The organism is Clostridium swellfunianum (genome assembly GCF_023656515.1).
Classification (GTDB): Bacteria; Bacillota; Clostridia; order Clostridiales; family Clostridiaceae; genus Clostridium_AT; species Clostridium_AT swellfunianum.
Map to the genome: position 1 here is coordinate 3663453 of NZ_JAMOFV010000006.1, position 19756 is coordinate 3683208.

A 19756-nucleotide genomic window follows, 5' to 3' on the forward strand; every position below is an offset into this window, starting at 1 on the left:
GACTGCCATCCACTTAAAAAATTCAAAATACTTTTTAGCCCATTTATTAGCCAGATACATCAAAATATTTTATATAGCACCAAATCTCTCGCAGAGGAAAAAGGTAACTTTTTATACTTATCCATAATTCCCCCTTTACAAGAACAAGTTAGTTTCACATAACTTTATAATGATTTCCTAACCTATGTATTGAGCTAGCTAATCATATGATAATATTCTGAACTAGCTCAATTACATATTATTCTCTAATTTCTGTTTAGCATAAATCGCAGCGCCAACCATTCCAGCAGAATCTCCTAAAAGTGCCGTTGTTAAGGTACACTTTTCATTGGGAATTTTAAGAGCACGACTATTTATAGTTTCTCTGGTCTTTTGTAAAATCCTTTCGCCAGCAGCTGCCATACCGCCCCCAATAATTATTATTTCAGGATTATATAAATTAATGACATTAACGAGCCCAAATCCGAGTATTTCTCCTGTTTCATGTAAGGTTTCAATTGCAACTGTATCACCTAAGTCATATGCTTCGGAGACCATTTTTGCAGTGATCTCTGATAAATTATTATGAACCCATTCACAAATAATACTGTAATGCCCACCTTCTATTTTTTCTTTTAGTGTACGTAACATCCCTAAGGCTGAAACATAACGACCTAAACAACCTGAACTTCCACATTTACAAGGACGCCCTTCACGGTACATGTTCATATGCCCGATTTCTCCTGCACTCCCTGTTGCTCCATATAAAACATGTCCATCCATAACAATCCCAGAACCAAGGCCAGTTCCTAATGTCAGTAAAACAACATTTTTACTTCCTTTCCCAGCCCCAAAATACCACTCGCCATACAAATTAACACGAACATCATTATCTATAAATACTGGCATATGTAATTTTTCCTCAAACCATTTTACTATAGGCACATTTTCCCAGTCCGAAAAATTTGGTGAAAACATTGACACACCTTCATTAATATCCAATAATCCTGGCACACCTATGCCCATACATGCAATATCTGTATTTGTTAATCCTGTATTATTTAACATTATAGTAACTAATTTATGAATTCTATTAAGTACATGTTCAGACCCTTTATCGGCTTCTGTTGAAAGCCTTTGCTCATACACTACGTTCAGGTCCTTATTAAATATACAACCTTTAATATTGGTTCCACCTAAATCTATTCCAATGTAATACTTAACCATAGTTCTCTCCTAACTATCATATCTTTATTGCATATTAATTTACAATTGCGCCATATTTAAATAAGGCGTAATAAAAATAATACTTATGCTATAATATCCCAAACATACATATCTATTTTCTCTGCATGCAAGTTTTGTATAATTTCATCGTCAGGAACATCATTTATAGTAATAAGCGTGGCCCCTAATTTTTCTATTGTTTTTCTTGATGCAGTATTATCATGCCCAGACCCTATAAACAAACGCTTAAATCCATGAGCCAATGCAACTTGCTTAATAAGTTTACATGCTTTCATGGCGTAATTATGCCCAAAATAATAAGGGGAAATACCATAACTAAGATGACCTCTTAAATATTGTCTCCGTGTATTGTCTACTACGAAATAAATTACGCCAATATCTTCATTATTGTTGATATGTATTATTGAAAACCCGTATCTTGGTAAAATTCCCTTTTCATAATCAGGCAAGTCCTGACTTTTCAAAACTAATTTAATTTCATCATCTTTTAAGTCATTAAGTTCTAAAAACTGAAACATACATACCTCCACTAAAATTTTTTATTACACCTTAATCTACAATTTTTGGAGCCTTTATTTTTCTTGTTTGTTTAGCTTTGCTTACTTCGGATATAATAATCTGTTTATCTGCTTCATTTACTGGAAGGATTTTAGTGCCTTCCATATAGTACTCGCAATATATTGATTTTACAGTATCTTCAGCTATAGAATAAAAAAAATTTGGATTGTTTCTTGCTATATAAAAAACTAAAGGAATTCCTAAAAGAATGATAAATATTAATCCTTTTTTCGTCATAACAAAGACTCCTTAATTCAGGAATAATTTACTACTGTGCTATAAAAGAATATGTTCATTAATGTTTTTTAAGTATACATATCTTATCTTGGAATTTGAGATCCAGATGAAAATGACGTAATTGCAAAACATGGAAATTACTGCAACTATTCTCATTTGTTGACCATTTTAAAAATATTTTACGCAGCTCAAAATCTCTCGCAGAGAAAAAAGTAAACTTTTTATATTTTTAAATTTTAAAAAAGTTAAATTGTTAACTTTTTCTGCTGCGAGAGAATAAGCTCATTGAATTGATTTGAACAGCTATAAATTACTGCTGCTTGGTGTTTTACTGTTTCATCCTTAAAGAAAAATGTGAAGCAACCAATTCAAGACAATATACACTCATTACTTAAAAGTTCTTGTATTATAGTAATGTCTTTAAATAATGGATTACTATATCAGGTCTATCTAAGTAAATCTCATGGTCACTATTTTCAGCAATTATTAATCTTCCTTCGTCTGAAAGTTTTGATAACTCACTTTGTAGTTTACACCACTCATCTTCGTATAAAATGGCTTCCTTCTCTGGAATACCATATTTCACCCATCCTCTTCTAGCTATCTTACTATCCCTTGATATTACTATAAGTGGAATATTAGGGAACTCAGTAATACTCTTAATTTGATTACTATCTATATCCCAACTTTGAAATTCTTCTGCAATAGTTTTATGAAGCGTGGAGTTCGTGAAAAATTCTTCTACAGATTTCATGTCTGCATCACTTAAACGATTTTCATAAGACGAAATTATATTTCTATTCTGATGCTTTAATTCTTCTTTTGATTTCTTTGAAGAATTAATATTACTCTCTATCATACTATCTATTGCAATTAGAGAGTTCATCACAGGTGTATCAAGCATGTACAGTTTTTTGAAATTGAAGGAAGTAGAGTCAATTAACATTATACCTTTTAACCTATGAGGATACATTTTTGCATAATGTTGTACACATAATCCTCCAAAAGAATGCCCAATTAATATAAATTTGTTTTTTATCTCTATCTTATCTAAAAGACAATTTAGCTCTTCAGCAATATTCTTTGTAGTTCGTGAGGTCTTGGGAACTTGGCTATTCCCATAGCCACATCTATGATATAAAACAATAGTAAAGTCTTCTTTTAGCTGTTGTACAATAGAATACCAATCATAGAATGAGCTGCCTATTCCTGTTTCTATTACAAGTACAGTTTTACCTTTACCAATAATCTTATATTCCAAATCTAATTCCTTCATAACTATCAGCCTTTCCCATTTAAGTTTCTTAATATATAAATAACTTTCGCTTTAATATACAATTGCATGTTAACATAATTATACCTAACATGGATAATTGTGTATATAAGAGCATCTTGATTTTCAACACTATTCTTTAGCATTGCCTTATTTAATAATCTTGTTTAGTAAAGATGTTAAGTTTAGTTGACAAAATTCCAATTCTACTTGGTAGAAAACAATTATTATTTTAAGTATACTGTAGCTACAGGTTAACCTAAAATAATTGAAAGGTTGGTGATATTATGTCATTAGGTGATAAATTACTAGATTTGCGTAAAAAAGCAGGGTTATCTCAGGAAGAGGTTGCGGACAAATTAGATGTATCCAGACAAACAGTGAGCAAGTGGGAAACTGACCAAACAGTTCCCGAATTAATTAAAGTGAAATTACTAAGTAAGCTTTATAATGTAAGTTATGACTATCTTATAAGCGGAAGTAATCTTAGCGGGGATATTACAAGCATCGAAATGATAGTTGATGAAATTGATTGGACTAGTGCATGGAGTAAAAAGTATCCAATTTTAGCCACTTATGAAGGTACACAAGGAATAGAAAGTTATGTTGAAAGGATATCTAAGCTCTATGATGACTGCAAAAAGGAGTTTGATTTTAATGACCAGGACACTGTTTTGGTTTTAAAAGATATTCTTTATAAAAAGTTTAAAGCGGAAAAAAATAAGTAAAATATTCTTGTGGTGCAAACTAAAAAAAGGGGTGGAATTGTCCACCCCTTTAACAATTTTTCTCTAACGCCTCTCTCACTCTGTTTATTATTTCAGTCCTAATATTATCTGGAGAAATTACTAATGCAGAGCTGCCCAGCGATAAAATATCTCTAACTAGCTCTCTTTCATCAAATTCATAATAAAATATCTTTATATAGTGCTTACCCTTTTGGCTGTCATAATAAGCTTCTTTATCATAGTAGGAGAATAAGGAAAAACATCTTTCTATGGCATTGTGTTTGTTCTCTATTTCCAAAGTAATAGGATTTTCAACCTTTTTCTTTAGAATTTTTTCCATGGCAGCTTCTCTGTACTTAGAATCTGCTGTTTCAAGAATTTCTACAGCCTTTAAGCCATCTATATTCATTTTTATTGGCCTGCTCCTATCAAAAGGCAAAAGGGACAATCTAAACTTATGATTTTTCGTGGAATATTCAATTCTAAAAGGGTAGCCCTTCAACTTTTCATAAAGCCTTCCGCTGTTTGAAACATAGGTATAGCTTATAAACCTATGCTCTTTTAAGGCTTTATATACTCTTTTAAAGTACTGTTTGTAAAGAGCCTGGGCTTCCTCTTTTATAAAATCCGGACTATCTATATTTCTATATTCAACAAAGTCTTTTTTCAAGGGGCTTTCAGTGTTTTGAAGCTTCAGCTTAAGCTTTTCTATAGTGGACTCCTTTAGAAAAAGTTCAAGTGCATCTTCTTCAGTCATAGCTTTAAGCCACTTTTTTTCCAAAGCTGAAGGCCTGATTGGAACTTTACTATTAATATGAGGCTTATAAACATTTCCTTCTTTTTTTATTAAAAAGAGGTTGTCTGCTTCATCTCTTGATTTATTTAAAAAAGAAGCCTCAAACTCAAAATCAGGTTCGTTAAAGCTTTGCTCCTGTAAAATTTCATTAATATTCTTTTCTGTAAGAGCTTCTGTATTAGCGCGGTTTATTATATTTTGTACAACGTAAAAATACCGGTTTTTAGTTTCATTAAACATCTCCATATTTAATCAATAGCTCCTTCCAGTTATCCACGAGCTTTTCATTAAGCTTATGCTTGTCACTTGCTTTTACCTTTATGTGTTCTCCAAAGGAACGAAGCCAAGGCAGCATTTCTTCAGGATCAGTAACCTCTATAGTAAATAAATATTTGTTCTGAGAGATTTTTTCAAGCTCTCCCCATTTTCCTTCTCTTTTAAGCCTGTCTAAAATATAGCCCTTGCTTTCTTCATCAAATAAAAATTCTACTTCAACCTTTGTAGTTATGTCCTCCTGAGCCTTGCTGCTAAAGGAAGCGCACCAGCACCTGTCATAGTGCTCAACTTGCACTTTCTCAACCTTCTCCTGAAGCTTTTCATCACTATAGGCTTTTAAATTTTTTATGCGGTCTATTCTGTAAAAAGACAATAAAGACTTGCTGCCTTCAACGCATAAAAGATATTGTCTTCCATACTGAAAATCTATAATAATTTTTAAGGGTTTTACTATTTTAGTATTGTATTCTTCAGTATTAGCTTTTTTATTCCTGTGCTTTTTAATATAGCTAAAGCAGGCTAGGCTTGAGCTTTCAATAAGCTCAAAAAGGTCCCATACTATCTCATCATCTATAATCCTTTGAAGATGATTATGCTTGTACATAAAAATATCCTCTGTAAAGGAAGAAAGGTTTCGTTCCTGCTTAATATAATTTTTCAAGGTATCCACAGCATAATATCCCGGCAAGGCTACGGAGGCTGTATTTGAAAAAAACTCTACAGCATATAAAAGGTCCTTAAGCTCCTCAGGCTCAAAGTCTTCAAAAAAGTCCTCTGACATTTTATAAAGCTTTTTGGTCTTGTGCTTTTCTGTCTCAAGTATTTCCTCTAAAACAAGCTTTTCAAGCTTTCTTCTAACTGTGTTTCTATCGAAGCCTTCATTATAATAAGGCAAATCCTTAGTTAAGGCATCCAGGTAAGCAACAACCTCATCTAAAGACATTGGTGAAGCATTTTCTATAAGCAGCTGCTGAAGATAAAAGTGCAGCATAATATCATTTCTGCTAAAGCTCTTTGATAGAAAAGAGTCTGACAGAAAATTTCTTGTACAGCTGTACATGTCATAGGATAAGCTTATGTATTTTTGGTGACCTCTGTTTTTCTCAGCTATATGCATTTTATTTATGTAGCTTAAAATACGCCTGCGCTCATTATCATATTTTCTGCCGCTGGCTTTATTTGAAGAGAAGTAATCCCTTGTATAGCAGCCATAAATATAAAAGTCTCTTAGGATTTCTCTTATAGTATCATAATGTTTTATAAAAGGATTGTACTGACTTTTACCCATATATTAACCTCGCATAGTTTTTGAAAAGACTGTATATAAGCGCCTTGATATAATAAAAAATGTAATCAGCAGCCCACTAAAGAGGCAGCAAAGATTACATAAAAACATTATAACAATAAAAAAAACTGAAAGGAAGTGTTGTGGATGAAATTCACAGACAGACTATCAAACGGTTTAAAGGGTGCAGCTCTTGGGGGAAGTGCCGGCGCTTCAGTTGTAGGAAGCGTATTCAGCGCAGTTTCAGCAGCCAGCGGTTCAGTTTTTGGTCCAGCTGGAACAATATTTGGTGCTGTAGTTGGTGAAGGCACCGGAGCTGCAGTGGGAGGTGCCTTTGGAGGCGTAGTTGGCTTCATAGGCGGATTCCTTGAGGCTGATTAAACCTTGGAATCCAAAAGAGTGAAAGGAGGTTTAAGTCCTAAATGGGCTTAAACGGGCGACTTGCGAGTGGAAACGAGTAAGCTAAGGTGCCCAGTGCCCGAGTGAAAGGAGGTTTAAGTCCTAAATGGACTTAAACGGGCGACTTGCGAGTGGAAACGAGTAAGCTAAGGTGCCCAGTGCCCGAGTGAAAGGAGGGATAACATGATCCTTGGAAAATGTATTTTCTGCCAGCACAAATTCCTCTGTTTAATACTGAGGTCTATAAAATGTCTAAAGTAATATAAAGCTGCAGTAAGCTTAAAAGGTTGCTGCAGTTTTTTACTATTCTGATTTGGTATTGCTTGTTTTTTAAATTTAATTAATTTCTGTCATAAGATTGTAAGAAGTTGCATTTAAAATACAAAGTATACAATAACTTTTGAGGTGATATAAAATGAGTATTTTAAAAACTGACAGCTTGATAAAGATATATGGACAAGAACCTAATATAGTAAAAGCATTAGATAAGGTTAGTATAGCAATTAATGAAGGAGAATTTGTTGCAATAGTAGGAAGCTCTGGCAGCGGGAAATCAACACTGTTAAATATGCTGGGAGGACTAGACAAACCAACCGATGGAGAAGTAACTATATCTAATAAAAGTATCAGCACTATGAAGGATGAAGAATTAACGATTTTTAGAAGAAGAAATATAGGCTTTATATTTCAAAACTATAATTTAGTTTCTATATTAAACGCTTATGAAAATATAGTTTTGCCAATAGAATTAGATGGGGTAAAAATAGATAAAGAATATGTAAATTCTATTGTTGATGCATTAGGGCTGAAGGAAAAACTAACAAATATGCCAGGTAATCTTTCAGGAGGACAGCAGCAAAGGGTTGCAATAGCAAGGGCATTGGCTACAAAGCCAGCTATAGTATTAGCTGACGAGCCTACAGGAAATTTAGACAGTAAAACAAGCATGGATGTAATAGGTTTATTGAAGATGACAAGTAAAAGATTTAATCAGACCATGGTTATGATTACCCATAATGAAGAAATTGCTCAGCTTGCAGATAGAATTATAAGGCTTGAGGACGGTAAGGTTGTAGTTAGAGGTGATGAGTAATGCAGTTTGAGAACAACAATAAAGAAGTTATAAAAAGAGTGACTAAAAGATCTCTAAAGAAAAATAAGATAAGAAATATATTTACTGTTATTGCAATAATACTCACAACTTTTATGATTTCATCTGTTTTTAGTATAGGCATAAGCTTTGTTAAGAACTATAAGACAATGAATTTAAGATTGCAAGGAAATACAGCAACAGCTGCTCTAGCAAATCCTACAGATAATCAAATTAAAGAGATAGAGTCTTTAAATTTGTTAGACAGTATAGGCTATGAAATAAATGTTGGAATGGTTGTTCTTGACAGCTTAGAAAAAAACAGAACAAACATACAAATTAAATATAGCAATAAGGATAACTTTCAAAAACAAATAACCCCATGTGTAAGCGATATTGAAGGAGCTTATCCTACAGAGGAAAATCAGATAATAGCCTCTAAAAAATCTTTGGAGTTTTTAGAAAAAAGTGCTGCTAAAATAGGGGATAAAATAGAAATTCCATGTAAAATTAACGGCAAGGTAATAAATAAAGAATTTGTGTTAAGCGGCACTTACACTACCTATGGTGTGATACAAGATACAGGCTACTTATTAGTTTCTGAAAAATTTGCAGAACAAAATAATTTAACCTTAAAAGACAACGGAATACTTCTTATGACTTTAAAACAAGAGCTCAAGAAAACTGCACCAGCTATATTAGATAAAAAGATTTCTCTTAATGGAAATCAAAAATTTTCTTATAGCTTTGATAGAACAGAAGATTTATCAAGTACAGCTTTAGCAACTACAGTTTTGATAGTGATAATAGCATTATTTATAGTTCTTAGCGGGTATCTTCTTATTTACAACATTATTTATATATCAGTTACTAAAGATATTAATTTCTATGGGCTGCTTAAAACTATAGGAACATCCCCAAAGCAGATTAAGAAGATAGTAAAAGGGCAAGTGTTTAGACTTTCCATTGCTGGAATACCAATAGGACTGATTTTAGGAGCTGTAGTGTCTTTTGTAATTGTGCCATTAGCAATGGGAACATTTTTTGATAATGCAACTGCAAGTGCTATGCCGGGCAAAGTTTCTTTTAATCCAGTAATCTTTATAGCAGCAGCATTATTTTCATTATTAACAGTTACCCTAAGCTGCAGGAAACCAGCAAAAATTGCAGGCAATATCTCACCTACAGAAGCTTTACGCTATACAGGAAGCAAGACCAAAAAGCAAAAGAAAAATAGAAATACAACTAATGGCGGAAAGCTGTATAAAATGGCTTGGTATAATGTATTTAGGGAAAAGAAGAGAGCTATAGTAGTGTTTCTGTCATTATTCATGGGGATTATGACATTTTTAACTGTTAATACCTTTCTTGGCAGTTTAAGCGCTGAAAACTATATAAAAAGATATGTAAAAAATGATTTCACAATACAAAATGTTAAGGCTGCCCAAGGAAAAATTGATGCTGATATTATAAATGAAATAAAAGCTATGAAAGGCATTGAACACATAAATATAGTAACCTCAAGCAAGCTAGAATTAAAGATGAATGAAGACATATTATTGCCAGCTTTAAAAGAGGGCTACAAAAGAGTAAATTCTTCTAAGGGCGGCTTAGAGCAATATTTAAAAAATATAAAAGAAAATCCAAGCTTATTAAATGCTTCAGTAGTAGGAATAGATGATAAGCTTATAGAAGGTTTTAATGAAGAAGCTAAAGAAAAAATAGATATAGAGGCCTTTAAAAGCGGTAGATTAATCTTATTAGATTCATGGTATTATGGTGAGGATTATAAGGATATAAATGGCCAGTTAACTATAAAAAATCCTAGAAAAAATACCTCTGCAGGCTTCAATGTTGATATAGTAAAGGATCAGAACAATGCATTTCCTTCAGGACTACCTGCTCCCTTAGGAATTCCAACAATTTATATGAGCAATTCAGCATTGAAAGAATTAGACAGCGATGCGGTAAATCATTTTCTATTCCTTAATGTAGATAATAAGTATGAGGAGCAAATTGAAAGTGAATTAAAGAATATTGCCAGCAATCGGGGATTATGGCTTGAATCAAGAAGTGATGAAACAGAAGCTTTTAATAAGACACAAATGGTAATGAATATACTTGGTGGTGGCATTTCAATTATTCTAATATTAATAGGAATATTAAATTTTATTAATGTTATGATAACAGGGGTAAATGTCAGATTAAGAGAGTTGGCTATAATGGAAAGCATCGGCATGACCAAGAAGCAGATTAAAAAGATGTTAACCTGTGAGGGGTTATATTATGCCGGAATAATAGCTATATTCATAGCAACTATAGGTATGGCAATAATTTATGCAATTGCAGAACTTACAAAGAAAATTGCGGATTATGCAGAATTTGTATTTCCAACAGTTACATTAACAATATTAATAGCCTTTGTTTTTGCAGTATGTTTAATTACTCCTGCAATTGTATTTAAGCAATCCTCAAAAAGTAGTGTAATAGAGAGAATTAGAGAAATAGAGAGCTAAAAAATTGCGGTAGATATTCTTTATCTACCGCTTTTGGTATAATATAGTAGGTGATTTGAAATGAAGAAAATACTAATAATAGAAGATGATAAGATACTTAATAAAGGTGTGTCCTTTGCATTAAAGAAAGAGGGCTATGACATACTTTCTGCTTATTCAAAAGCTGAAGGAAAGCAAATGATACTTAATGAAAAAATTGATTTTTTACTTATAGATATAAATTTACCTGATGGAAATGGCTTAGAGCTCTGCAAGGAAGTTAGGGATAAAGCAGGTTTTCCAATAGTGTTCTTTACAGCTAATGATACAGAAGAAGATATGGTTAAAGGCTTTGAAACTGGATGTGATGATTACATAGCCAAGCCTTTTTCAGTGGAGTTATTAAGACATAAAATTAATGCAATACTTAAAAGAAGCAATATGGTGAATAGAAATGTGTTTGAGTATAAAGCTTTGAAAATAGATTTTGATAGGATGCTGGTAGCAGTAGCTGAAAAAGAAATAAATTTAACCGCAACGGAATATAAGCTGTTGGAACTGCTTGCAAAAAACAAAGGAAAGGTGGTTACAAAAGAAATACTTTTAGAAAAGCTATGGGATAATAGCGGGAATTTCGTTGACGAAAATACTTTAAGTGTAAATATAAGAAGGCTTAGAAAGAAGATAGAAACGGATTCGAAAAATCCGCAATACATAGTAACAGTGTTTGGTATTGGATATACCTTTGGAGAGTAAGTATATGAGAATTAATTTTAAAAAGGCAAGCTTTATTTATAAAGCAGCTACAATATTGATGACTATCTGTTTAAATACTTATGTTTACTTTATAGAAGCAAACAATAAAGTAGCTATAATTTTGCTGTTTTTTTCTGCATTTATAGTTGGTGGAATGTTTTTTTATGAAAGACTCTATAAAAATTATATGGAAGAGATGTTTGTAGAGCTATCCGATATGCTAGCAGCTATTATAGATATGAGAGATGAGGAAGCATTTTCTACTGCGGAAGATACTTTGCTGTCTAAGCTGCAGCATCAAACTATTAAGCTGACCAACATATTAAAGGAAAAAAACAAACAAATAGAAACTGATAGAAATGAAATTAAATCCTTAATTTCCGATATAGCTCATCAGCTTAAAACACCTTTAACCAACTTAAAAATGTATGTAGAGCTTTTTCAAGATGAAAGCTTAAATGAAGAAGATAAAGAGGAATTTAATAAAATAATTATGCTTTCATTAAATCGATTAAGCTTTTTAATAGAAAGTATGATTAAAATGTCCAGGCTAGAGAGCGGGATAATTCAATTAAAACCGCAAATGAATAATCTAATTGATACTATATTGATAGCAATAAATCAAGTGCAGAAAAAAGCCAAGGCTAAAAATATGGAGATTGAGTTAAAGGAAATAGATAAAGTAAAAGTTACTCATGATAAAAATTGGTTGTCAGAAGCATTTTTTAATATCTTAGAAAATGCAGTGAAATATTCTGATACAAGTGAAGTTATAAGGATAACCGTGCAGCAATACGAAATGTTTGTTAGAGTTGATATTAAAGATAATGGTATCGGAATTAAAGCGGATGAAATGCCTAAAATTTTTTCGAGATTTTATAGAGGCAAAAACGTAGGCGAAATTGAAGGAATCGGAATAGGCTTATACTTAACAAGAGAAATAGTATCAAGGCATGGAGGCTATATTAAGGTTTATTCCAATAAGACTGGATCAACTTTTTCTGTATTTTTACCTGGTAAATAAATATAAACATTCACCTGATAATAATAAAAAATGGAAGAGTATAATTAAAACCTAATGAGTAAGCCAATGATATTAAAAGTGTCATTGGCTTATGTTATAGTTTGATATATAAATAGACTAAGGCTTTTATTATAGGTGATAATATTGCCACATTAAGTTTGAAAACAATTAGACTTTATCAAAACTAAGGACATACCTATAATAAAATTAAGGAGGCAAAATTATGAATGAAAGATGTAATCAGATTTTATTATCCATTATAAATAACGAAGATTATATCACTATAAGCCAACTAAGCAGCATGTTTAATGTGTCCCAAAGGACAATTAGATACGATTTAGATACTATAGATGAATTTTTAAGGGATAACAATTGTGAGTTATTGGTAAGAAAACAAAAATTAGGAGTAGGGTTTGTTAAGGATATAAATAAAAAAAATAAGATAGTAAAAATAATAGGAAACCAAGAATTATCTTTTTATGCTTTAGGTAAGGAAGAAAGAATTAACATAATGATTAGCCAAATACTTCAGTCTAGAGACTTTATAAAGATAGACAGCTTGGTTGAGAAAACTCAAACCAGCAGGGCAACAATATCTAATGACATAAAATATATAAAGAAATGGTTTAAGGAAAAAAATATTAAGCTAACTGCTGTGCCTAAAAAAGGCTTTATAGTTGAAGGCAAGGAGTACTTTATAAGAAAGGCCTTGCTAGAGGTTATAACTAACTCAATAGATATTGATACCTATGAAAGAAATCCTCAAAAGAGCCAAAATACTAGATTTAATTTCTCTCTTTATAAGGAAGTAGAAGAATTTTTTAAAGAAATTAATCTGGATTTAATAAAAACCTTTTTAGAAAATGCAGAAAAGGAATTAGAAATCGTCTTAACTGATGAAGCCTTTACCAATTTGTTTATAAATATTGCATATTCAATAAAGCGCATAAAAGAAGGCAAATCAATAGTAGAAACAAAAAATCATGACAGCATTATAGAAACAAAAGAATTTAAAGTTATAAAGAGATTAAGCAAAAAAATTGAAGATGAATATAAAATTAAAATCAATAATGAGGAAATTAAATTCATTGCTATTGAACTACTAGGAAGTAGCTTAACGAATTGTAATCAGAGAATAAGTGAAAATTGGGTGGAAATAAATTTAATTGTAAAAGATTTTATAGAAGCTATAAGCTTGCAGGAAGAAATAGATTTATTAAATGACAAGCAATTGTTTTTAGGAATAGTTAATCATTTAAGACCTGCAATCTATAGAATGAAAAATAATATTATTTTAGTAAATCCAATTTTGGAGGAAATAAAAAATAAGTATGCAAAGATATTTTTAGAGCTTAAAAAGTGTGTATATTTATTGGAGGAAGCTTTAGGCTGTAAATTTAATGAATCTGAATTAGGCTACTTAACAATACACTTTGCTGCAGCCTTAGAAAGAAATAAAACTATTAAATCCAGTAAAAAAAATGTAGTTATAGTTTGCTCTGAAGGCATTGGAACCTCGCAAATGATTGTATCGACTATTGTGAAAAGGTTTAAGGTTAATATAGTTGAGGTAACTACTAAAAGATATCTTCATAAGGTAATAGCTGAGAATAAGGTGGATTTAATAATATCAACTATTCAGTTAAATACAAAGATAAAAACAATAATAGTTAACCCTATTATTTCAAGCGATGACATAAAGCTTCTGAAGGAAGCTATTGAAGAAATAGAGGAAGAAGATAGAGAAATAAAAAGTTTTATTGAGACTATAAGAAAAAGCTGCACTATAAATGATGAGGAAAGGTTAATTTATGATTTAAGGAAATTATTGAATTATAAAGATGAAATAATGATAAAGGAGAGATATAAACCAATGTTAAAGGAAGTTATAACAGAAAATGAGATTTTAACAAATGTAGAAGCAAAGGATTGGAAAGAAGCAGTTAGGATAGGCGGGCAGTTATTATTTAAGGCAGGAAAAATTGAAGAAAGATATATAGAGGAAATGATACAAAATGTGGAAGAAAACGGGGCATATATTGTTATAGCACCTAAGATAGCCATGCCTCATGCAAGACCAGAAAAAGGAGCAAAGGATATAGGCTTAAGCCTCATAACCTTAAAAAACCCTATAAACTTTGGAAACCCTGTAAATGACCCAGTAAGCTTAGTTATTAGTTTATGTGCTGTTGATCATTCCTCTCACTTAATAGCTTTATCTGAACTTATGGATATTTTATCAAATGAGGAAAAGGTTAAGTATATATTAAGTGAGATGGATCCAAATAAAATTATAAAATTAATAAAAGAGGTGTAGATTATGATAAAAATTGTAACAGTGTGTGGAGCAGGGGTAGGAAGCAGTATGATGCTTAGAGTGTTTGCACAACAGATAATTGAAGCTGAGAATATTGAGGCTGAAATAGATGCTGCAGATATAGGCTCAGTAAATGCAAGTGAATATGATATTGTTATTACTACCTCGGATTTTGCCAATGTACTAAGAGAAAGTACAGCTAAGATAGTTAGAATTGACAACCTAATGGACAAAAACTATTTAAAAAGTGAATTATTAGCTGCAATTAAAGAATTATAATTTATGAGATAAGGGGGACTGGAAATGAAAGATTTTTTTATGTATCTAGCAACTAATGTTTTTAATGAAGCTGTGTTTCTAATTGGTGGAGTAACCCTTGTAGGGCTTATAGCTCAAAAGAAAAAACTAAGCTCTATTATATCAGCAATAATTAAAACTATGGTAGGCTTTACTCTTATTACAACAGGGGCCCAATCAATGGGGATATCCTTAACTCCAATGCAATCAATGCTTCAGCATATATTTGGACAATCCTCTGAAGTAATGGATGTTGGAGCTGCCATTGGAAGCAGTATGGGCTCAATAGGTGCCTCAGCTGCCTTGATTTTTGGCTTTGGGTTTATTTTAAATGTACTTATTGCAAGATTTACAAGGTTTAAATATATACATTTATCAGCACACGTATCATTTTTCTATGCAGGACTTATTTCTGCAATTCTTGGAACTATGACAAGCTTGTCAACTGTAATGATAGTAGTAATAGGCTCTATGCTTTTAGGAATATATATGACCTTTACTTGTGCCTATATGAACCCTTTAATGAAACATGTTAAAGGCGGCGAAGGCTTTACTATAGCTCATTCAAGCTCTATCGGCTGCTTAATATCAGCCGGGCTTGGAAAGCTTCTTGGCAATAAAGACAAGGACCTTGAAGAGCTGAAGCTTCCAAAGGGCTTTGAGTTCCTAAGGGAAATAACTATAGCCTTAACCGTGGTAATGACCTTGGTTTTTGCAATAGTAGCTTTAATAGCAGGACCAACCTTTGTAATGGAGAATGTAAGCAAGGGTAAAGATATAATTACTTTTTCAATATTAAATGGAATACAATTTGGTTTGTGGATAACTGTAATAATTACTGGAGTAAGAATGATGATGGCAGATATTGTACCAGCCTTCCATGGTATTTCAGATAAGCTGGTGCCAAACGCAAAACCTGGTCTGGATATACCATTATTATTCCCTAAGTACCCTACCTCAGTTATAGTTGGCTTTTTATCAAGCTTAATTGCAAGTTTAATTGGAATGACTATATTAGGTTTTATAAAATATCCTACTTTTGTGTTCCCAGCACTTATACCAACCTTTTTCACAGGAGCAATAACCGCTATATTCGGTAATGCAACAGGTGGAAGAAGAGGTGCTATTATTGGATCCTTTGTAAACGGACTTATATTAATTTTTGGTCAAGCATTTTTACTTCAATACGTTGGAGGCTTTCAGCCTGTAATGAGAGTACTCTGTGAAACTGACTATGCTTTCTTTGGTCCTCTATTTGGTTGGTTACTAGGTTTATTTTAAAGGAGGCATATTTTGAACAAAGTAAAAAAATTAATAACTGTATACCTGCTTGCTAATTTCCCTAATAAGGAAAAGTTTTATAAAGTATTAGAGGAAGTAAAAAAAGCTAAAGTAGATTATTTGGAATTAGGCATCCCCTGTGAAAATCCTTTTATGGATGGAGAAGTTATTGCAAATGCGCATAAGCTCGTAACTAAAAGAGGCTTTACAGAAGAGGATTTACAGGAAATATTGTTATATATTAAGAAGAACCTGCCAGAAGTTAAATTAATATTAATGACCTATAGCGATGGTATTGCAAATTATAATCTATATAATTATAAAGATTACTATGATGGCATATTATGCCCGGAGAACTTTATAAAGGACAATAAAGTAAATAGGATTCAGATATATAATGAACAATTGACAGAGGCTGAAATAGCTGAAAGGCTAAAATATAACAAGGTGTTTGCCTATGTTATGACCGGAGTTATGAAAACAGGAGCCAAAGGCGAAATTCCAAAAGCCTATTTAAAAACAATAGAAAAAATAAAAAGCCATAGCGACATATTAATTCAGGTTGGATTTGGAATAAGCACTCCAAGGGATGCAGCAATGATAGCAGAAAGCAAAGCAGATGGTGTTATTATAGGCTCTGAACTAATGAAACGAGTAGAAAATGATAGCTTAGAGGATATATTTGATTATCTAACTAGTATTAAGAGTGCAGTATAAATTAGAAATTGATTTAAGAGAGTCACCCAGGCAAATAGAATGTTTGGGTGGCTTTTGCTTGTGTGGAGCTAATTTCACCGCATAAGTTCCATTTTCTTGAAGATAATAAGAACAAGAAAATTCCATTTCAAGGAGCCTATATGACAATAGAAAAGTTTATATACCTTGCAATAGCTTTAATGTCAGCAGTATCAACTTTATACATTAAAAAGGAAGACATCAGAAAGGCGCTTATTTCGTTTTTAACCTTTCAAGCCTCCACCTGGTCTACCTCCATTACGCTTGTACAAACAGGAATAATTACTTATCCTGTAAGGGAGTTTACGAAGGCGACAAATGTAAATTTCATACCTCAGTTTATGTTTTTTCCTTGTATTTTCATGTGGTTTGTACTGCTTTTTCCAAAAGACCGAAGCTTTTTAATGAAAGTTATACACTACGTAATTTTTGTATCAATTATGGTATGGTTTATTTGTTTCGCTCATAAATATACCTTGATAAACCGTTACTTAAATACTTGTGATTTTAAAGTTGTTAGAAATGGCTACATAAGAAACTTTTTGCAGTATGGCTTATGTCATCTGTTAGTAACTTGGTTTTTGAAGAAAGAAAACAAACATAGGGTGGTATGAAAAATGCATTTAAGAGAAAAGTTTATAATAAGCAGCGTATGGGTTATAACCTTAATTTCAACATTTTTCATACCCAAGCAAAAGTATCGCGAGGCCTATTTTATTTTCATGTTTTCTCAGCTTCCTTCTTGGATTTTTGGTTTGGTGGTTGTAGAGGCAGGGCTTATTGCTTACCCTGTGAGAGAACTGTCCAGAGCTAATGCAACCAGCTTCAGCTTTGAGTTTTTAGTGCTGCCCTTTATGTGCATATTTTTTAATCTTTATTATCCTGTAAATAAAAATCTTTTTAGAAAGCTTTCATATTACATAACTATACTAGGACCCTTCACCTTGGCAGAATATTTCACAGAAAAGTACACAGACATAATAGAGTACCTTCACTGGGCTTGGTACACAACCTTTATTACTATGATTCTTTTTATTTACTTTGTGAGGGCGGCTTATAAATGGTATTTTAGGCTGGATAAGCCATTTCATATTTCGTAAAGGTGTAGCAGAAGTTATTGAGGAAATTAGAAATGATATAATAACAGTTATAAAACATGAAGAACTAGGGTTGGTGTTTTATAACTGTTATGGTAAGATAGGAGTGTTTGGCAGGGTTTTAAAACCAGTCAAATATTACTATAAAAAGTCAAAAGGAGAAGAGTAATGAAAAATAAAAAAATTGTACTTTTAATGCTTGCAGCATTATCAATATTTGCATTGTCAGCATGTACAAAAGGCAGTAAGGAAAATGAAGGTTCTACAAATAAAATAGTACAAAGTCAGCCTGAGAAGGCTAATCAAGATAAAGCTGATAATACAAGCAAAACAGATTCACAGGCATCAACAAAGGATGCCAAAGAAGATAAAAGTGCTCAGGAAGCTACAGCAGCAAAGCCTGTAAATAATGCAGCTAAAATAGAAGGAAAAAGAAAAGAATTTATAGGAAAGCTGGACAATATACAAAAGCAGCTGGATGCGCTACCAGTAAAGAAGGATTCTGACGCAGGAGTAACAAACGCTATGAGAAGCTATTACGGAAAGTCCTATGAAGAGTATGATAAAGCTCTAAATGAAATTTACGCTTTACTAAAGAAGCAGCTATCCCAGGAAACAATGAAAAAGCTGCAAGCTGAGCAGGTTAAATGGATTGCGCAGAAGGAAGCTGACGCAAAGAAGGCAGCAGAGAAGTATAAAGGCGGAACCTTTGAGTTTGTTGCAAACTATTCTTCCTTATACGAGTCAACTAAGAAAAGATGCTATGAGCTGGTTAACCAGTATATGACCGATTAATAATAAGCCATGGGGATTTTAATAGTTCCTGTGGCTTTTACTTTCGCTGAAGAAAAAGTTAACAATATAAATTATTGGTTTTGTGGGGATTTTGGATATGATTAAAATATATACATAAAATACAAAAATATTATTGTGAATTTGTGTAAAATATTATACAATATATCCAGAACATACAAGAAATATGTTGTTATTTGTAAGAAATTGTTAATAATCGACGAACAGTGTATAACCACACAGTAACGATGGTTATACAAAGAGAGGCGCTATGATGAATACGGCAGACAGAATATTTAAGGTTTCCTGGAGGTTATTTCTTGAAAGAGGATATGAAGCTACAAACATAAGAGATATATGTAAAGAAGTTGGAGTAGGACTTCCAACCTTATATTATCACTTTGAATCTAAAGAAAAGCTATTTTACGGTTTATATGATAACAGTTGGTTAGGTTATTTAAATAATTTTGAGAATAGAAAAGTATTTAATATGGATATTAGTGCTGATCTAAAATTATTTTTATTGTTTAAAGAAGATGTAGAATATCTATCAAATCATGAAGAAGATTTCAAATTTCAATTAAGATATATGATGTTTCCACCAATTGAATTAAAGGAAGAATTAGACAATAAAAGCTTGTATTATCATGGACAAAGAAAGTGTGTCATAAGGAAAGTATTTAAACAGGCTAGTGAGGAAAATATTATTAAGGAAGAGCTCCTTGATACCTGTTTAACAAGATATGAAATGTTTATATTTAATCAAATTACTAATCGAGCGTTTTATAAGAATCTTATGGCTGGTGAAACCTTGGAAAGCACATGGGAAACTTTTTTTAAATGTAAAATAGTTTCTTTAAATTAAATAACAGCCTTAGTATAACTAAACTTTATATAACATAAAATGACATATTTATGTGTTTTATAAAGTTTTTATTAATTTAGAACGAGTAAATAAAGTATAGTGAGGCAAAAAATCAATTATACCTTTATTAATAAGGTATATAACGAACGTTATATAAATGCCCATGGATTTTGACTAAGCAAAGGGAATTCTAATATTTGATATGCAGCTGAAAAGTAAGGTTAAATG

20 protein-coding genes are annotated in these 19756 nt (G+C 32.0%); 14 read left to right on the plus strand and 6 right to left on the minus strand.

Annotated elements, in window-relative coordinates; all coding sequences use genetic code 11:
* Positions 1-231: 231 nt before the first annotated feature.
* The 4 genes from NBE98_RS17245 to NBE98_RS17260 form a co-directional block, all read right to left on the minus strand.
* On the minus strand, positions 232-1206 hold the full coding sequence (locus NBE98_RS17245; protein WP_250816253.1) for an ROK family protein: 975 nt from the start codon (positions 1204-1206) through the stop codon (positions 232-234).
* A gap of 83 nt (positions 1207-1289) precedes the next feature.
* Positions 1290-1745, minus strand: coding sequence for a GNAT family N-acetyltransferase (locus NBE98_RS17250; RefSeq protein ID WP_250816254.1), 456 nt, complete (start codon positions 1743-1745; stop codon positions 1290-1292).
* Between the two features lie 31 nt (positions 1746-1776).
* Positions 1777-2022 (minus strand): hypothetical protein, encoded by a 246-nt coding sequence (locus NBE98_RS17255; protein WP_250816255.1) that lies wholly within the window; start codon positions 2020-2022, stop codon positions 1777-1779.
* A gap of 406 nt (positions 2023-2428) precedes the next feature.
* A complete protein-coding gene (locus tag NBE98_RS17260) occupies positions 2429-3298 on the minus strand; it encodes an alpha/beta hydrolase (protein WP_250816256.1) in 870 nt (289 codons plus the stop codon).
* 284 nt (positions 3299-3582) lie between these two features.
* On the opposite strand from NBE98_RS17260, the gene NBE98_RS17265 reads away from it, so the two are divergent.
* Complete coding sequence (locus tag NBE98_RS17265; RefSeq protein ID WP_250816257.1) at positions 3583-4023, plus strand: helix-turn-helix domain-containing protein; 441 nt, start codon at positions 3583-3585, stop codon at positions 4021-4023.
* A gap of 49 nt (positions 4024-4072) precedes the next feature.
* On the opposite strand, the gene NBE98_RS17270 is transcribed toward NBE98_RS17265, so the two are convergent.
* Together NBE98_RS17270 and NBE98_RS17275 are read right to left on the minus strand one after the other, a co-directional pair.
* A complete protein-coding gene (locus NBE98_RS17270; RefSeq protein WP_250816258.1) occupies positions 4073-5065 on the minus strand; it encodes a WYL domain-containing protein in 993 nt (330 codons plus the stop codon).
* Positions 5052-6383, minus strand: a complete 1332-nt coding sequence (locus NBE98_RS17275; protein ID WP_250816259.1) for a helix-turn-helix transcriptional regulator — start codon at positions 6381-6383, stop codon at positions 5052-5054. Before NBE98_RS17275 ends, NBE98_RS17270 begins: the two co-directional genes overlap by 14 nt.
* 144 nt (positions 6384-6527) lie before the next feature.
* Here NBE98_RS17275 and NBE98_RS17280 point away from each other — a divergent pair, with 144 nt between their 5' ends.
* The 13 genes from NBE98_RS17280 (at position 6528) to NBE98_RS17340 (ending at position 19528) form a co-directional block, all read left to right on the plus strand.
* Positions 6528-6761, plus strand: coding sequence for a hypothetical protein (locus tag NBE98_RS17280; RefSeq protein ID WP_250816260.1), 234 nt, complete (start codon positions 6528-6530; stop codon positions 6759-6761).
* A 433-nt stretch (positions 6762-7194) separates the two neighbouring features.
* Positions 7195-7872: an ABC transporter ATP-binding protein gene (locus NBE98_RS17285; protein WP_250816261.1), complete on the plus strand. Its 678-nt coding sequence runs from the start codon at positions 7195-7197 to the stop codon at positions 7870-7872.
* Complete coding sequence (locus NBE98_RS17290; RefSeq protein ID WP_250816262.1) at positions 7872-10385, plus strand: ABC transporter permease; 2514 nt, start codon at positions 7872-7874, stop codon at positions 10383-10385. Before NBE98_RS17285 ends, NBE98_RS17290 begins: the two co-directional genes overlap by 1 nt.
* Before the next feature lie 60 nt (positions 10386-10445).
* Positions 10446-11120, plus strand: coding sequence for a response regulator transcription factor (locus tag NBE98_RS17295; protein WP_250816263.1), 675 nt, complete (start codon positions 10446-10448; stop codon positions 11118-11120).
* Positions 11121-11124: 4 nt separating this feature from the next.
* A complete protein-coding gene (locus NBE98_RS17300; protein ID WP_250816264.1) occupies positions 11125-12144 on the plus strand; it encodes a sensor histidine kinase in 1020 nt (339 codons plus the stop codon).
* A gap of 223 nt (positions 12145-12367) precedes the next feature.
* Positions 12368-14461, plus strand: a complete 2094-nt coding sequence (locus NBE98_RS17305) for a BglG family transcription antiterminator (protein WP_250816265.1) — start codon at positions 12368-12370, stop codon at positions 14459-14461.
* Positions 14462-14464: 3 nt separating this feature from the next.
* Entirely contained in the window at positions 14465-14740 is a 276-nt protein-coding gene (locus NBE98_RS17310; RefSeq protein WP_250816266.1) for a PTS sugar transporter subunit IIB, read from the plus strand.
* 24 nt (positions 14741-14764) lie between these two features.
* A complete protein-coding gene (ulaA, locus tag NBE98_RS17315) occupies positions 14765-16039 on the plus strand; it encodes a PTS ascorbate transporter subunit IIC (protein WP_250816267.1) in 1275 nt (424 codons plus the stop codon).
* 12 nt (positions 16040-16051) lie between these two features.
* On the plus strand, positions 16052-16756 hold the full coding sequence (locus NBE98_RS17320; RefSeq protein ID WP_250816268.1) for a tryptophan synthase subunit alpha: 705 nt from the start codon (positions 16052-16054) through the stop codon (positions 16754-16756).
* A 62-nt stretch (positions 16757-16818) separates the two neighbouring features.
* Positions 16819-17388, plus strand: coding sequence for a CBO0543 family protein (locus NBE98_RS17325; protein ID WP_250816269.1), 570 nt, complete (start codon positions 16819-16821; stop codon positions 17386-17388).
* A 3-nt stretch (positions 17389-17391) separates the two neighbouring features.
* A complete protein-coding gene (locus NBE98_RS17330) occupies positions 17392-17874 on the plus strand; it encodes a CBO0543 family protein (protein WP_250816270.1) in 483 nt (160 codons plus the stop codon).
* A gap of 165 nt (positions 17875-18039) precedes the next feature.
* The gene (locus tag NBE98_RS17335) at positions 18040-18666 is read left to right on the plus strand and encodes a lysozyme inhibitor LprI family protein (protein WP_250816271.1); all 627 of its coding nucleotides are present in this window, start codon (positions 18040-18042) and stop codon (positions 18664-18666) included.
* A 268-nt stretch (positions 18667-18934) separates the two neighbouring features.
* Positions 18935-19528, plus strand: coding sequence for a TetR/AcrR family transcriptional regulator (locus NBE98_RS17340; protein WP_250816272.1), 594 nt, complete (start codon positions 18935-18937; stop codon positions 19526-19528).
* The last annotated feature ends 228 nt before the right edge of the window (positions 19529-19756 follow it).

Excerpts from the sequence above, each read along its gene's own strand:
- NBE98_RS17310 (WP_250816266.1), top strand. The coding sequence starts at position 14,465 with ATGATAAAAATTGTAACAGTGTGTGGAGCAGGGGTAGGAAGCAGTATG.
- NBE98_RS17285 (WP_250816261.1), top strand. The coding sequence starts at position 7,195 with ATGAGTATTTTAAAAACTGACAGCTTGATAAAGATATATGGACAAGAA.
- NBE98_RS17250 (WP_250816254.1), bottom strand. The coding sequence starts at position 1,745 with ATGTTTCAGTTTTTAGAACTTAATGACTTAAAAGATGATGAAATTAAA.
- NBE98_RS17335 (WP_250816271.1), top strand. The coding sequence starts at position 18,040 with ATGAAAAATAAAAAAATTGTACTTTTAATGCTTGCAGCATTATCAATA.
- NBE98_RS17330 (WP_250816270.1), top strand. The coding sequence starts at position 17,392 with ATGCATTTAAGAGAAAAGTTTATAATAAGCAGCGTATGGGTTATAACC.
- NBE98_RS17275 (WP_250816259.1), bottom strand. The coding sequence starts at position 6,383 with ATGGGTAAAAGTCAGTACAATCCTTTTATAAAACATTATGATACTATA.
- NBE98_RS17300 (WP_250816264.1), top strand. The coding sequence starts at position 11,125 with ATGAGAATTAATTTTAAAAAGGCAAGCTTTATTTATAAAGCAGCTACA.
- NBE98_RS17270 (WP_250816258.1), bottom strand. The coding sequence starts at position 5,065 with ATGGAGATGTTTAATGAAACTAAAAACCGGTATTTTTACGTTGTACAA.
- NBE98_RS17265 (WP_250816257.1), top strand. The coding sequence starts at position 3,583 with ATGTCATTAGGTGATAAATTACTAGATTTGCGTAAAAAAGCAGGGTTA.
- NBE98_RS17290 (WP_250816262.1), top strand. The coding sequence starts at position 7,872 with ATGCAGTTTGAGAACAACAATAAAGAAGTTATAAAAAGAGTGACTAAA.
- ulaA (WP_250816267.1), top strand. The coding sequence starts at position 14,765 with ATGAAAGATTTTTTTATGTATCTAGCAACTAATGTTTTTAATGAAGCT.
- NBE98_RS17305 (WP_250816265.1), top strand. The coding sequence starts at position 12,368 with ATGAATGAAAGATGTAATCAGATTTTATTATCCATTATAAATAACGAA.
- NBE98_RS17280 (WP_250816260.1), top strand. The coding sequence starts at position 6,528 with ATGAAATTCACAGACAGACTATCAAACGGTTTAAAGGGTGCAGCTCTT.
- NBE98_RS17260 (WP_250816256.1), bottom strand. The coding sequence starts at position 3,298 with ATGAAGGAATTAGATTTGGAATATAAGATTATTGGTAAAGGTAAAACT.
- NBE98_RS17245 (WP_250816253.1), bottom strand. The coding sequence starts at position 1,206 with ATGGTTAAGTATTACATTGGAATAGATTTAGGTGGAACCAATATTAAA.
- NBE98_RS17340 (WP_250816272.1), top strand. The coding sequence starts at position 18,935 with ATGATGAATACGGCAGACAGAATATTTAAGGTTTCCTGGAGGTTATTT.
- NBE98_RS17295 (WP_250816263.1), top strand. The coding sequence starts at position 10,446 with ATGAAGAAAATACTAATAATAGAAGATGATAAGATACTTAATAAAGGT.
- NBE98_RS17255 (WP_250816255.1), bottom strand. The coding sequence starts at position 2,022 with ATGACGAAAAAAGGATTAATATTTATCATTCTTTTAGGAATTCCTTTA.